Origin of the sequence: Campylobacter concisus, assembly GCF_902460895.1 — a bacterium.
GTDB classification, from domain to species: Bacteria; Campylobacterota; Campylobacteria; order Campylobacterales; family Campylobacteraceae; genus Campylobacter_A; species Campylobacter_A concisus_BC.
Genome location: NZ_CABPVL010000003.1, coordinates 23,175 through 35,974, shown reverse-complemented (window position 1 = coordinate 35,974; position 12,800 = coordinate 23,175). Strand labels below are relative to the sequence as shown.

At 41.4% G+C, this 12,800-nt stretch carries 11 protein-coding genes; 5 read left to right on the top strand and 6 right to left on the bottom strand.

Annotated features, from left to right (window positions below; translation table 11 throughout):
* Positions 1-33 precede the first annotated feature (33 nt).
* Positions 34-1,065 (top strand): glycosyltransferase family 4 protein, encoded by a 1,032-nt coding sequence (locus tag F3G98_RS06010; protein WP_103608253.1) that lies wholly within the window; start codon positions 34-36, stop codon positions 1,063-1,065.
* The gene (waaF, locus tag F3G98_RS06005; protein ID WP_103608252.1) at positions 1,062-2,015 is read left to right on the top strand and encodes a lipopolysaccharide heptosyltransferase II; all 954 of its coding nucleotides are present in this window, start codon (positions 1,062-1,064) and stop codon (positions 2,013-2,015) included. Before F3G98_RS06010 ends, waaF begins: the two co-directional genes overlap by 4 nt.
* Before the next feature lie 44 nt (positions 2,016-2,059).
* On the opposite strand, the gene F3G98_RS06000 is transcribed toward waaF, so the two are convergent.
* Positions 2,060-2,317, bottom strand: a complete 258-nt coding sequence (locus tag F3G98_RS06000; RefSeq protein WP_257639680.1) for a SelT/SelW/SelH family (seleno)protein — start codon at positions 2,315-2,317, stop codon at positions 2,060-2,062.
* A gap of 81 nt (positions 2,318-2,398) precedes the next feature.
* Between F3G98_RS06000 and F3G98_RS05995 the strand changes: the two genes are divergently transcribed.
* The 3 genes from F3G98_RS05995 to F3G98_RS05985 all read left to right on the top strand — a co-directional run bounded on the left by F3G98_RS05995 (position 2,399) and on the right by F3G98_RS05985 (position 4,291).
* The gene (locus F3G98_RS05995; RefSeq protein ID WP_149725884.1) at positions 2,399-2,950 is read left to right on the top strand and encodes a DJ-1 family glyoxalase III; all 552 of its coding nucleotides are present in this window, start codon (positions 2,399-2,401) and stop codon (positions 2,948-2,950) included.
* A gap of 224 nt (positions 2,951-3,174) precedes the next feature.
* Entirely contained in the window at positions 3,175-3,420 is a 246-nt protein-coding gene (gene rbp / locus F3G98_RS05990; protein WP_009294719.1) for an RNA-binding regulator, read from the top strand.
* Positions 3,398-4,291 carry a glutamate--tRNA ligase family protein gene (locus F3G98_RS05985; protein ID WP_149725883.1) on the top strand — a complete coding sequence of 298 codons (894 nt, stop codon included), beginning with the start codon at positions 3,398-3,400 and terminating at the stop codon, positions 4,289-4,291. Before rbp ends, F3G98_RS05985 begins: the two co-directional genes overlap by 23 nt.
* On the opposite strand, the gene F3G98_RS05980 is transcribed toward F3G98_RS05985, so the two are convergent.
* The 5 genes from F3G98_RS05980 to F3G98_RS05955 all read right to left on the bottom strand — a co-directional run bounded on the left by F3G98_RS05980 (position 4,277) and on the right by F3G98_RS05955 (position 12,799).
* Positions 4,277-4,984, bottom strand: a complete 708-nt coding sequence (locus F3G98_RS05980) for a DUF6882 domain-containing protein (RefSeq protein WP_103645559.1) — start codon at positions 4,982-4,984, stop codon at positions 4,277-4,279. The two genes, F3G98_RS05985 and F3G98_RS05980, sit on opposite strands and share 15 nt — an antisense overlap.
* 15 nt (positions 4,985-4,999) lie before the next feature.
* The gene (gene dnaE, locus F3G98_RS05975; protein WP_149725882.1) at positions 5,000-8,611 is read right to left on the bottom strand and encodes a DNA polymerase III subunit alpha; all 3,612 of its coding nucleotides are present in this window, start codon (positions 8,609-8,611) and stop codon (positions 5,000-5,002) included.
* Positions 8,612-9,042: 431 nt separating this feature from the next.
* A complete protein-coding gene (locus tag F3G98_RS05965; RefSeq protein WP_087582804.1) occupies positions 9,043-9,894 on the bottom strand; it encodes a universal stress protein in 852 nt (283 codons plus the stop codon).
* Between the two features lie 18 nt (positions 9,895-9,912).
* Positions 9,913-12,111 carry a polyribonucleotide nucleotidyltransferase gene (locus tag F3G98_RS05960; RefSeq protein ID WP_103608246.1) on the bottom strand — a complete coding sequence of 733 codons (2,199 nt, stop codon included), beginning with the start codon at positions 12,109-12,111 and terminating at the stop codon, positions 9,913-9,915.
* Positions 12,101-12,799: a sodium:proton antiporter gene (locus F3G98_RS05955; protein ID WP_002941705.1), complete on the bottom strand. Its 699-nt coding sequence runs from the start codon at positions 12,797-12,799 to the stop codon at positions 12,101-12,103. The genes F3G98_RS05960 and F3G98_RS05955 overlap by 11 nt, the downstream gene beginning before the upstream one ends.
* Position 12,800 lies beyond the last annotated feature (1 nt).

Here is a 12,800-nt window from a genome sequence, read left to right as displayed (position 1 = left end):
TACTTATCTGGGCACTGGCTTTAGGAGTTATAGATGAAAAAAATAGTATTTTTAAGAACTAATCCAAACGCAGTTGGAGGTGCTGAAAGATACTTAAGAAGGCTTGTTAAGGCCCTAAATGAGCTTGATATCCAAACAGAAATTCGCTCATATCTTGGAGATGCTGGCATATCTTCTTGGAAAAAAGCTCTAAATTTTAACCGCCAAGTAAAACGCCAAAAAAAAGAGGATGAGTTTTATTTTAGCCTAGAGCGAGTAAGCTGCGCCGATATCTATAGAGCAGGAGACGGCGTGCACAAGGTTTATAGGGCGACAAAGAGCTTTTGGTGGCTAAACCCACTAAATTTCGTCTATCCATACTTAGAGAAAAGATGCTTTAAAAACTCCCAAAAGATCATCACAAACTCAAATTTTATAAAAGAGCAGATCATCGCGACTTACGGCATAGAGTCTGAAAAGATCACGACCATTTATAACGGCGTAAATTTACCCCAAAGAGTGCAAAAAGCCGAGGCAAAGCTTGCACTTTGTGAGGAATTTGGACTTAAATTTGAGCTTGCGACCCTACTTTTTGTAGGAAATGGCTTTAAAAGAAAGGGGCTAAAAGAGTTTTTACTCCTTGCTTCAAAGCTAAAAACGCCCGTAAATACGCTCATTGTCGGCAAAGATAAAAACATCTCAAGCTACAAACGCCTAGCTAAAAAACTTGGACTAAACGCCTACTTTGTCGGCGAGCAAAAGAGTACGGCGAAATTTTATGAGGCGAGCGATATCTTTATCTTTCCAACGCACTATGAACCATTTTCAAATGTCGTGCTAGAGGCGCTTAGCTTTAAAAACGTGGTCTTTACGACGGCTCAAAATGGCGCTGGCGAGATTTTAGAAGATAAATTTGTACTTCAAAGCCCAAGTGACGAAAGCGCGCTGGAGTTTATAGATGAAATTCTCACAAAGCACGAGTTTATGGCGAGCCTGCAAGAGAAGGCTTACGAGCTTTCTTTAAATTTTAGCATCGAAAAAAATGCTGCTCTTACGCTTGAAGTGATAAAAGACGTCTTAAAATGAGAATTTTTATCGAGCTTCCAACCTGGCTTGGTGATAGCGTGATGGCAAGCGCTGCGATCGAAAATTTGGTGCAAAATGAGAAGAATTTACAAATCGTTTTTTTTGGCTCATTTGTAGCTTGCGAGCTTTACAAAAGCCATCCAAACTGCGAAAAAGTGGTCGTTGATGAGAGCAAAAAGGCTAAATTTAGACTTTTATCCCTTGCTAAAAGTGCTAAAAGTCTTGGTAAATTTGACCTAGCTCTTAGCTTTAGAAGCTCGTTTGCTAGTAAATTTTTGCTATTTTTTATAAACGCTAAGAAAAAAGCCATCTTTAAAAAGAGTAAAACCGTCCTTCATCAGGTGCTAAAATATGCAAATTTTGTAAAAAATGCCCTAGGCCTAAGCGAAATTTCTACTCAGCTAAAGCTACATTTTACACCTCAAATTTCAGCTAAAAAAACACTAGCTCTAAATCCAGGTGCGAGCTACGGAAGTGCGAAAAGATGGTATCCAGAATACTTTGCACATGTGGCTTTAAATTTTAAAGATGAGTTTGAGATCGTTATCTTTGGTGGCAAAGGCGAGCAAGAAATTTGTGAAAAAATAGAGCAAATTTTAAAAGAAAATGGCGTAGCTTGCCAAAATTTGGCTGGCAAAACCAGTGTCAAAGAGCTTTGCGAGCGCATAGCTGGGCTTAGTAAAAATGGCATTTTCGTCACAAACGATAGCGGCCCTATGCACGTAGCTGCCGCCTTTCATGTGCCAACGATCGCTCTTTTTGGACCGACAAAATTTAGCGAAACCTCGCCATGGGGTAATGAATTTGCAAAGATAGTGCATCTAAATTTAGCTTGCATGCCCTGTATGAAGCGAGTTTGCCCGCTAAAAACGCATGCTTGCATGAAAGAACTCAAGCCACAAATGGTAATAGATGAGATAAATTTACTAAGAAAAGAGAGTGGGATTTAGGCAAAAAAATAAAACGAGGCAGTTGCCTGCCCCGCTAGTTAGCATTAAGCCGACTTTTCTTTGAGATATTTGTTTATAAGAGTTGTGATCTCTTCGCCGTGTGGGAACCTTGACTCATCGTTTCCGATGCGATCCTTTTTAGAAAAGATAACGTTTCCATCAACCTCGACGATGAAATTTCCACCATCTCCTACAACCAACTCGACTCTTGCATCACTAAAGTTCGCTTTTATTTCATCTTCTACACGAGAAGCTACCGGACGATAGTTTCAAGAGTTGCAGTAAATAATTTTTACTTGCATGCTCTGTCCTTTCTTGTGAAATAAGCTTTGATTATATAAAATTTATCCTAACAAACAGATAACACGAGAAAGGACGATTTTATGAAAAAGGTAGCCGTAATCCTAGCTGATGGTTTTGAGGAGATCGAGGCACTAACCTCCGTCGATGTTTTGCGTAGAGCAGGTGCGATAGCATCTATCGCTAGCTTGAAGGACGCGCAGATCAGGGGTGCTCACAATATAAATGTAAAAGCTGATGTCACACTTCGCGAGGTGGAGGAGCTAGGCTATGATGCGATCGTGCTTCCAGGAGGTCTGCCTGGTGCAGAAAATCTCGCAAATGACACCAAGTTAAGAGAAATTTTGCAAGAATTTGACAAAAAAGGTAAGCTAATTTGTGCCATTTGTGCCGCTCCTATGGTGCTTGAGCGAGCTCGTGTGCTTAAAGAGCATTTTGTTTGCTATCCTGGCTTTGAAGAAAATGTAAGAAGCGACAAAAGAGGCTACGTGAGCGATAAAAACGTGCTAAAAGATCAAAACATCATCACTGGCAAGGGACCAGCTTTTTCTATGGAATTTGCGCTTTTTATAGTGAAAAATTTGCTTGGCGAAGAGGCTTACCATAAAGTAAAAAATGATTTACTTTATAAATAGTTTATAAAAAAATTGTAATTTTTTATTTAATTATTCTACTTAAACTTAAGGATAAATTTTGTTTAGTGATAGATATTATAATGCCGTATTGTTGCGATTTGTTGCATTTAAGGATATTTTTTAAAAATTTGTAATATTTTTCTTGGTTTTTACATCTTTTTGACGGAAATAAGCTATTATTTCTCTAATCGATCAGATCGATAATTTTTTTAAGGAATAATCCTGTGAACATTTATGTAGGAAATTTGTCGTATAGAACGACAGAGGCAGAGTTGAAGGAAGCTTTTGCACAATTTGGTGAAGTAAGGCGCGCAAAAATCGTAAAAGATAGAGAGACAGACCGCTCAAAGGGCTTTGGCTTTGTTGAAATGGACGACGCGAACGAGGGCCAAAAGGCGATCGACGCACTAAATGAAAAAGAACTTGGCGGACGCACTTTAAGAGTAAATGAGGCTAGACCAAGGGATTAATGACTATTTGCCACCATCTGGTGGCATAGTCTCTCGCATAGCTCCGACGCCAAGTGGCTACCTACACGCTGGCAACGCCTACAATTTCATCTTGACTTATCTTCTGACGCGCTCACTGGGCGGCGTTTTGCACTTAAGGATTGATGATTATGACCTTGGCAGATACCGGCGCGAATTTGTTCAAAATATCTTTGACGTTTTAGAATTTCTGGGGCTAGATTACGACAAAGGTGCTAAAAGTATAGATGACTTTGAGCAAAATTTTAGCTTCAAAACAAGAGCCAAAAGATACGAAAACGCACTTGAAAAGCTAGGTGAAATTTACATTTGTGAGTGCACAAGAGCTACCAAAGATGCCTATGAAAACGGCATTTACACTAAAATTTGCAAAGATAAAAAGCTAAAATTTATAAAAGACAAAACCGCTATCAGACTAAGCGTGGATGAAAACGACGAGCTTGGCAGGCAAGTGGCAGCGCAGATGGGCGATTTTGTCATTTATAAAAAGGATTTTACCCCAGCTTACAACTTTGCAAGTATCATAGACGATGAGGATATGGGGGTAAATTTAGTCGTTAGAGGCGAGGACTTGCTGCCTTGCACGCTAGCTCAAAGATACCTTGCAAAAAGGCTAAATTTTAGCTTTTTAAATGCTAAATTTATCCACCACAAGCTACTTTTAGACGGAGTCAAAAAGCTTTCTAAAAGCTCCAAGTCGACGCCAATAGATCTAAGCCAAAATCCTCAAATTTATTACAAAATGTTAGCAAGTGATCTTGGACTAAATTTAAACTCATCGGATAAAATTTCAAACCTGCTTTATGAATTTAGGCTTAAAAATATAGCTGAATTATTGCTAAATCGCACCTGAAATATTTACGAGCCTATTAAGATCATCAAATGTAAAACTTACTTTGTCTTGAAAATTAGCTACGATTTCGTTAAGTTTTTCCTCAAATTTTATCTCGCAGCCCAGCAAAAGCCCTTTTATAAAAAGCTTGTGGTCTAGCTCATAGGCACTTATGCACTCATTTACTACGCTTATTACTTCGTTTGCTAAAACTGGCTCTTTAAAGACTACCTCCACCCTAAATGCAACGTACGCAGCACCTCCGTCGTAATCAATCCTATAATAGCTTAGCTCCTCGCCAAGCGCCACGCAAGCGACCATGCTGAGCGTATGACCATTTACAGTTTCGTCCAGCTCAAACTGCGCCGTACTAAACGCTTCAAGCCCAAATTTCTCACCAAACTCACGCGCCCTGTTTGCAAGGCCAAGCAAGCGCTCATCAAAGCCATTTACATTTTCATAGCCCCAAAGCCAAGTGTTTGACGAAAAGCTCTCAGAGCCGATAAACTGCATATCAAACTCCTGCTTGTCAAAGCAAATTTTGCCACTTTCAAAGTCAGCCTGCCACTTGCTAGCCTCAACCACTTGCTTAAAAAGCCGTTTTTGAAGCAGCATCGCTCTGCCAAGACAAGCGCTAAAAAGCTCACTCCAGTTACTTTTATCTATGCCAAGCTCATCTAAAAAATAGCTCTTTTTTCTAAAAATATCAAACATTTCTTGTCCTTAAATTTACGCCGAAGCTGCTAGCTTTTCTATCTCTTCGCCCACATCATCGCTTACGATAAATTCAGTCTTATAGATGAAAATTTCGCCTGTCGTTTCATTTTTTATCTTCAAAATTAGCCGTTTTTGATTATTTGGAGCATTTTTGCTAAAAACTAGCGAGTAAATTTGCTCCAGCTTTTGCCTGCTAAGCTCGCTAAGGCTTAAAAGCACCTCTAGCTCGGCATACTCTCTTACCTTTTGAGGGGCGCTCGCCTCTTCATTTTTACTAAATTTGGAGTTTTGCTTTAGCTTTCTTGTCTTAAAGTCTAAATTTTGCGCATCTTCTAGGCTATAAACCTCATTTAAATTTGTCCTTACAAATTGATCGTCGCGCGAGATATTTATCCTAAATGCATAAGGCAGATCACGTTTTGCCTCGTCTTTTACGATATCTTCGATGTTGCCAAGCTCCCTTTCAAAGACTGCGATCTCGATGTTACCGTGAAAGTCAAGCACATTTATAGTGCCCATTTTTTTGCCACTTTTTGTGATCCTCGTGCTAAAGTCCTCGATCTTGCCAACAACCAAAATTTCAGCACTTTGTGGCAAGGTTTCAAACTCCGAGCTTAGCGTATATTTGATCTTATTTATCTCGTCTTTATAGTCATCAAGCGGATGGCCTGAGAGATAGATACCAACGCTCTCTTGTTCAAATTTCAAGATCTGCTTGATGTCAAATTCATCATTTATAGTGACGAAATTTATCTTCACATCATTCATACTATCATCTTCGCCAAAGAGGCTCTCGGCCGCGTTTTTACGTATCTGGGCTGCATTTTTGCAAGCTTCTACGATATTTTCCACATTTTGCAAAAGCATCTTGCGACTAAAGCCAAACTCATCAAAGCAGCCAGCTTTTATGAGGCTTTCAAAGACCTTTTTATTGACCTTAAATGGATCGATCCTTGAGACAAAGTCATCCATGCTCTTAAACTCGCCCTTTGCGTCACGCTCAGCGATGATGTTCTCAATTGCTGCTCCGCCAACGCCCTTAATCGCTCCAAGTCCAAATATAATGCCATCGTGCTCGCCATTTTTAACGACGCTAAATTCTTTGGTTGATTTGTTGATAGATGGTGGCAAGGTATCGATGTTTATGCGTTTTATCTCATCGATGTAGCGAACGATCTTATCGACGTTACTCTCCTCGCTTGTTAGAAGTGCCGCCATAAATTCAGCCGGATAGTAAGCCTTCAGATAAGCCGTCTGAAATGTGACATAAGCGTAGGCTGCGGAGTGAGACTTGTTAAAGCCATATCCTGCAAATTTAACGATCAGCTCGAAAAGATCATCCGCTTTTTGGCCATTTAACCCTTTTGCCTCAGCACCTTTTACAAACTCGCCCTTTAGCCTGTCCATCTCCTCTTTGATCTTTTTACCCATCGCACGGCGCACAAGGTCCGCACCGCCTAAGCTAAAGCCGCCTATGGCTTGCACGATCTGCATGACTTGCTCTTGATAGACGATGACGCCGTATGTTGGCGCAAGGATCGGCTCAAGCTCCTTAAATGCGTATGTTATCTCCGCCTCGCCATGTTTTCTTTTGACGAAGTCATCAAGCATGCCACTCTCCATCGGTCCTGGGCGGTAGAGCGCTAGCATCGCGACGATATCCTCAAAGCAGTCTGGGCGCAGGCTAGTTCCTAGCTTTCTCATGCCCTCACCCTCTATCTGAAAGATGCCGATGGCTTGGCCGCTTTGTATCATTTTATAAACGCCAGAGTCGTTTTTATCGACCTGCTCCCAGATGATGTCCTTGCCAGTGCGCTGTTTAACGAGCTTTATCGCATTGTCGATAACCGTTAGCGTCTTAAGACCAAGAAAGTCAAATTTTATTAAATCAACGTCTTCAAGGTATTTGAGGCTATACTGCGTGACAAAGCGATCTTCTGGGCTGTTTGGTTGGCGAAATAGCGGGGTTTTGTTCCAAAGCTCTTCGTTTGAGATGACAACACCCGCTGCGTGCTGGCCGGCGTTTCTATTTAGCCCCTCAAGATCAAGGGCAAATTTCCAAATTTTAGCCGCCTTTGGGTTTTGACTTATTAGCTCAGCTATCTTTGGCTCTTTATCGTAGGCATCTTTTAGCGTGATGTTTAGCTCATCAGGGATAAGTTTAGCCATCGCATCAGCCTCCGCATAAGGCATGTCGCAAACCCTAGCAACGTCTCTGATGACACCTTTTGCGAGCAACTTACCAAATGTAATAACGCCAGCAACGTTAAATTTGCCGTATTTTTGCGTGACGTAGTCGATGATCTCGCCGCGTCTGCTCTGGCAAAAATCCACGTCGATATCTGGCATGCTAACACGCTCTGGGTTTAGAAATCTCTCAAAAAGCAGGTTGTATGGGATAGGATCAAGGTCGGTGATCTTTAGCGAGTAAGCGACCAAGCTACCAGCCGCAGAGCCACGTCCTGGACCAACTGGCACGCCTCTGCGCTTGGCTTCATTTATGAAGTCCCAAACGATCATCATATATCCTGGGAAATTCATCTTATTGATGATGCCGATCTCTATCTCAAGGCGCTTTCTATACTCTTCGTGTAAATTTTCAGGGACAAATTTCAGCCTCTCTTCAAGGCCCTTTCTACACTCATGCTCGAAAAAAACAGCGTCATTTTTGAAGCTATATCTGTTTTCTGGCTCTGGGAGGGTCAAATTTCTCTCCTTAGCGCACTCAAGAGTAAATTTAAAATTTGGCGGAGTTGGGTTGCCAAGCTTGATCTCAAGGTTGCACTTATCCACGATCTCTTGGGTGTTTTCTATCACTTCAGGGATATCTAAAAATAGCTCATTCATCTGCTCTTTGCTTTTGACAAAAAACTCATGGACGCTGTGGCGAAGGCGGTTTGGATCATCTAAAGTTTTGTTCATCGCGATGCACATGAAAACCTCGTGCGCAGCGGCTCTTTCTTTAAAAGTGTAGTGGGTGTCGTTTGTAGCTATGACCTTGATGCCAGTCTCTTTTGCGATACGCAAGATGTCATCGTCTATGCGCCTTTGATCGCCGATGCCGTGGCGCATGATCTCAAGGTAAAAGTCATCTCCAAAAATTTCTTTATATTCAAGCGCGACCTCTTTTGCCCGTTCGTAGCCTTTAGCGCCAAATTTAACGTTACGCTCGCTTAAATTTAGATGCCAGCTCACCTCGCCCTGCAAGCAAGCAGAGCTGCAAACTAGGCCCTCGCTGTGCTCTTTTAAGATTTTTTTATTGATACGAGGATAGTAGTAAAAGCCCTCGATGTAGCTCATGGAGCTAAGATACATCAGATTTTTATAGCCAGTCTCGTTTTTGGCGATTAGGATGAGGTGAAAGCGCTGTTTGGTGCTCTTGTCGTCAAGCTGCTCGCCGTTATGCACGTATGCTTCGATGCCAATTAGCGGTTTTATACCATTTTTTTTCATCTTTTTGTAAAAATCAATCGCGCCAAACATGTTGCCGTGATCCGTGATCGCTGCTGCCGTGTCGCCTCTGTCATGGAGCGTATGAGCTAGCTCTTCTATCTTGTTTGCTCCGTCTAGTAGGGAGTATTCGGTGTGTAAATGTAGGTGTGTAAAGCCAGAATTTTCACTCATTTTTTATCCTTTTTAATGAGCGGATTTTACAAAATTTTGGCTAATAAGGCGCTTGATGAAAGCTTAATGGGAGCTTTAAAATTTAGAGAATTTTCAGTCTGTGGCAAGAGCAAAGCGCTTGGTTAAGCTGTCATACTGCGCTATTTAGCGTTTGAGAAATTTAAAAATTAGAGCTGGCAAATCACATTGTCAAATTTAACCTCGATAAAATTTTAAACTGCATGCGCTGCGCTAGCACAATCGCATGCAGTTAAAAAACTCGAGCAAATTTTAAAATTTCATGAGCGAGTAATTTCGGCTCTAAAATTTGAGCTAAGCTACAAGCGAAGCCAAATTTTAGTAGTCAATTCTTGCGAGTGAATGAAAGTTTAAAATTTGTAAAACAAAAAATTATTTTTAAAAAATTAGATCGCGGACAAAGCCGCAATCCATTATAGATAAACTGGGATATTTGTATGTTCTAAGAAAAATCTTGATGTTCCACCAAGAACCATCTCCATTAGTCCATTTTCACCGTATCTGCTAGCTACGATGAGGTCTGCGTTTCTATCATTTGCAGCTTTTAAAAGTGCCTCGCCAGGTATCGTTGTAGTTGCTATAACTTCAAAACTAGCACTGATATTATGAACCTTAAAATACTCTTCAAGTTTTTTAAGATTTAGCTCGGCGTTATCGCCAAGGCTTGCTTTTGAAGTGATGCACTGAACCTTTTTAGCACTCTTTAAAAGATCGATCGCGCCAGTTAGGGCTCTTGAGCTTTGAGTAGTTCCTGTCCAGCTTACAAGGATGTTATCAGCTTTAAAATCACGCATCTTTCTAGGGATCACGATCGCATTTTTGCCACTTTTTAAAACAGCTGACTCAAACGTACCAGTGATCTTGCCATCAAGTGGCACTGCAGCTACAACTAGATCGCAAAATTTACTCTCTTGCTCAACTATGGCGCTTCTTTTTCCATTATGGATCGTGAAATTTGCAGTGCAGACATCTTCGATGACCTCATCGCTCACCTTTATGCCAAGCTCGGCGCAAATTTTATTAAAAAGCTTTTCGTTCTCTTCGTGCTCAACAGCAAGCTCAGACTTGGCTGATTTTAAAAATTCCTCAAAAAGCACTCCACCACGAAGCGTCATTTTCATATTATAAACCACGCTTGGATCTAGTTGGCAAGTGAGGATCTCCATGTGAGCTTTAAACCATTGTGCAACCTTTAAAGCACCGTAAATTCTTGGCTCGATATCGTCCCCTGCTCCTATTGGAAAAAGCAACTTTTTGTATTTCATCATCTATCCTTTAAAAATTTATTCAACCAAAGAGAGCGAAATTTTGTTTCCTTTTTGCTCGCTCACACACACTTTTACCTGATCGCCTACGTTTAATGGGCTCTTTATCTTTGAGATATGAAGCAGACCATCAACACCGTCTTTTAACTCGATAAATACTCCAAAATCAACCACGCTTTTTACGCTTCCAACAAACTCATCTCCGATATTAAATGTCGGTTTTACGCGCTCTTTGTCGTGTTTAAACGGCTTTTTGCCAAATGAGCGAGAGTTCTCTTTTGAAGTGATCGAGATGATGTAGTCTTTTGCTGCATCGACGTTTTTCTTAGCGCCGCCTGCGATTTTAACCTCGCCTTTTTCTCTATCAAGGTCGATCGAAACTTCAAATTTCTCGATGATCTCTTTTATAGTTTTGCCAGCTTGACCGATGATATCTACGATCTTGCTTGGATCAACGTTAAATAGCTCAAGTTTTGGCAATACATCCTCGTTTATCTCTATGTTTTTATCAGCCTGTGTCATTAGAGCAAGGATGTGCTCTCTGCCGCGTTTTGCTTGATAAAGCGCCTCTTTTAGCACCTCTAAGCTGATGCCTCCAAGCTTGATGTCCATCTGAAGCGCTGTGATGCCATCACTTGTGCCAGCAACTTTAAAGTCCATATCGCCGTCGTGGTCTTCAAGACCCATGATATCAGTTAAAACTGCGTGTTTCTCGCCCTCAAATATAAGACCCATCGCAACACCAGCGACTAGTTTTTGGGTATTGACCCCAGCAGCTCTAAGTGCGAGCGAACCACCGCAAACGCTAGCCATAGAGCTTGAGCCATTGCTCTCTAAAATTTCTGAAACGACCCTTATCGTATATGGAGAAGCTAGATCGATGCTTGGTGCAAGGGCACGTTTGGCTAAATTGCCATGTCCAAGCTCACGTCTGCCTGGAGCTTTAAGTGGGCTTGCTTCGCCGACGCTAAAGCCTGGAAAGTTGTAGTTAAACATAAATTTCTCAACCAAAGGAGCTTTTTCAGTTAAGATGTCATACATCTGAGCATCGCTATCTGTGCCAAGAGTGGCGACAACTAGCGCCTGAGTTTGACCTCTTGTAAAGAGGCATGAGCCGTGAGCATTTGGAAGCACGTTTGTCTCGATGCTAATAGGTCTAACCTCTTCAAGCCCACGTCCGTCGGCTCTAACGCCCTCGTTTATGATCTGCTCTCTTACTATTTTCTTTTTATATTTACCAAGAACATTTGAGATGACAGCCTCGTCCCAGCCCTCTTTTTGAGCTACCTCATCGCTTGAAATTTGTTTAGCGATCTTGCCAAGCTCGCTTGCACGCTCGCTCTTTGCCATTTGATTGATCGCGTTTTTAACCTCTGCTTTATAAAATTTATCGATGTAAATAGCGATATTTTCGTTTTCTATCTCTGGTTTTAGCTCAAGTGCGGCGTCCTCTTTTTTATGCTCTTTAAACGCCTCTTCATAAGCGCTGCTAGCTCTTAGTATAGCCTTGCCAGCAAAGTCGATCGCCTCAACCATCTTATCTTCACTAAATTCATTCATCACTTGCTTTTGCGCCATACTATCGCTTAGGCTAGGATCTATCATCGGCTCGATCGCTACCATCGGTATGAGCTGCGTAGTTTGCTGAGGTAAGCTTCTCATCTCGATCATCAAAAGCTCATCTTTTGTGCCAGCAACATAAAGATCGATCGCGCTTTGTTTTAGCTCAGAGTTACTTGGATTGATAACAAATTTATCATCTATATAGCCAACTCTTACACCACAAACTGGGCGATTTACAGGGATGTCGCTAAGGTAAAGTGCAACTGAAGCCGCATTTAGGCTCACAACTTGTAAATCAACCTCAGGATCAGCTGAAAGCACCATGACAACGATTTGCGTTGGATATGCATAGCCTTTTGGGAAAAGTGGGCGAAGTGATCTATCTATGATGCGAGCTGTTAGCGTCTCAAAGTCGCCTGGCTTGGTCTCACGCTTGACGTAACCACCTGGGATTTTACCAGCAGCGTAAGCTTTTTCGATGTATTGCACAGTTAGAGGCAAAAAGTCCTCTTCAACTTGCACATCTTCTCTTGCCACAGTTGCTAAAACTACGGTGTTTTTCACCCTTAAAAGCACTGCTCCGCTAGCTTGTTTAGCTACTTTATTAAGGTCAAAAATTTCGACCTGATTATTGACTTCTATACTATATTGCATTATTTTTATCTCCTTGTTGTTTTTGTAACGGTAAATAGTGAGGGCTCTCTTCTAATATCGACATGATGCGCTCGCTCGTAGCCTCGATCTTTTTCTCGTAATACGAATCCACATCGATAAAATCAACGATCTTGTTTATCGTGTAAATTTCATCGACCATATCATTTAAATTTGCAAAGACATCGGTGGCTATCATCGGCGTTGCGTATGAGATAGATTTTACCTTCACATCAAGCAGCGTCTTTATGCAGATGAGTGCCGTCATGCCAGTCTCACACCCCTCATCGATCAGTAAAATATTCTTGCCCTTTAGCTCTCCTATCAAATTTCCTTTTCTATATTTATAGACATTTTTTAAAATTTTCTCTTCATATTTTCTATGCGCCTCGCCGTAGATGTAGTCATAGCTTATGTTAAAAGCTTTTATAAGAGGATCGTTTAGCACGATATCCTCAGTTTCGCTAACTATCGCTACGTCACATTCACTGTTGTTTGGCGCAGGGATTGGCTCGCTAAAGAGCATCTCATAGCTTAAATTTAGCCCCCTGCAAACCACATCAGTCAGGATAACTGACTCAAGCGACATGCAAAGAACTATCGTCTTAGCGTCATTTAGCTCTTTTTTTGGCAAGATCTCGATGAGCTTATTAGCTGCATCTAGTTGATCTTTAAATTTAACGCTTGCCATT

Bases quoted from the DNA above. Each gene is read 5' to 3' on its own strand.
- F3G98_RS05995 (WP_149725884.1), top strand. From the start codon at position 2,399: ATGAAAAAGGTAGCCGTAATCCTAGCTGATGGTTTTGAGGAGATCGAG.
- F3G98_RS05955 (WP_002941705.1), bottom strand. From the start codon at position 12,799: ATGGCAAGCGTTAAATTTAAAGATCAACTAGATGCAGCTAATAAGCTC.
- F3G98_RS05960 (WP_103608246.1), bottom strand. From the start codon at position 12,111: ATGCAATATAGTATAGAAGTCAATAATCAGGTCGAAATTTTTGACCTT.
- waaF (WP_103608252.1), top strand. From the start codon at position 1,062: ATGAGAATTTTTATCGAGCTTCCAACCTGGCTTGGTGATAGCGTGATG.
- F3G98_RS05985 (WP_149725883.1), top strand. From the start codon at position 3,398: ATGAGGCTAGACCAAGGGATTAATGACTATTTGCCACCATCTGGTGGC.
- F3G98_RS05965 (WP_087582804.1), bottom strand. From the start codon at position 9,894: ATGAAATACAAAAAGTTGCTTTTTCCAATAGGAGCAGGGGACGATATC.
- F3G98_RS06010 (WP_103608253.1), top strand. From the start codon at position 34: ATGAAAAAAATAGTATTTTTAAGAACTAATCCAAACGCAGTTGGAGGT.
- F3G98_RS05980 (WP_103645559.1), bottom strand. From the start codon at position 4,984: ATGTTTGATATTTTTAGAAAAAAGAGCTATTTTTTAGATGAGCTTGGC.
- dnaE (WP_149725882.1), bottom strand. From the start codon at position 8,611: ATGAGTGAAAATTCTGGCTTTACACACCTACATTTACACACCGAATAC.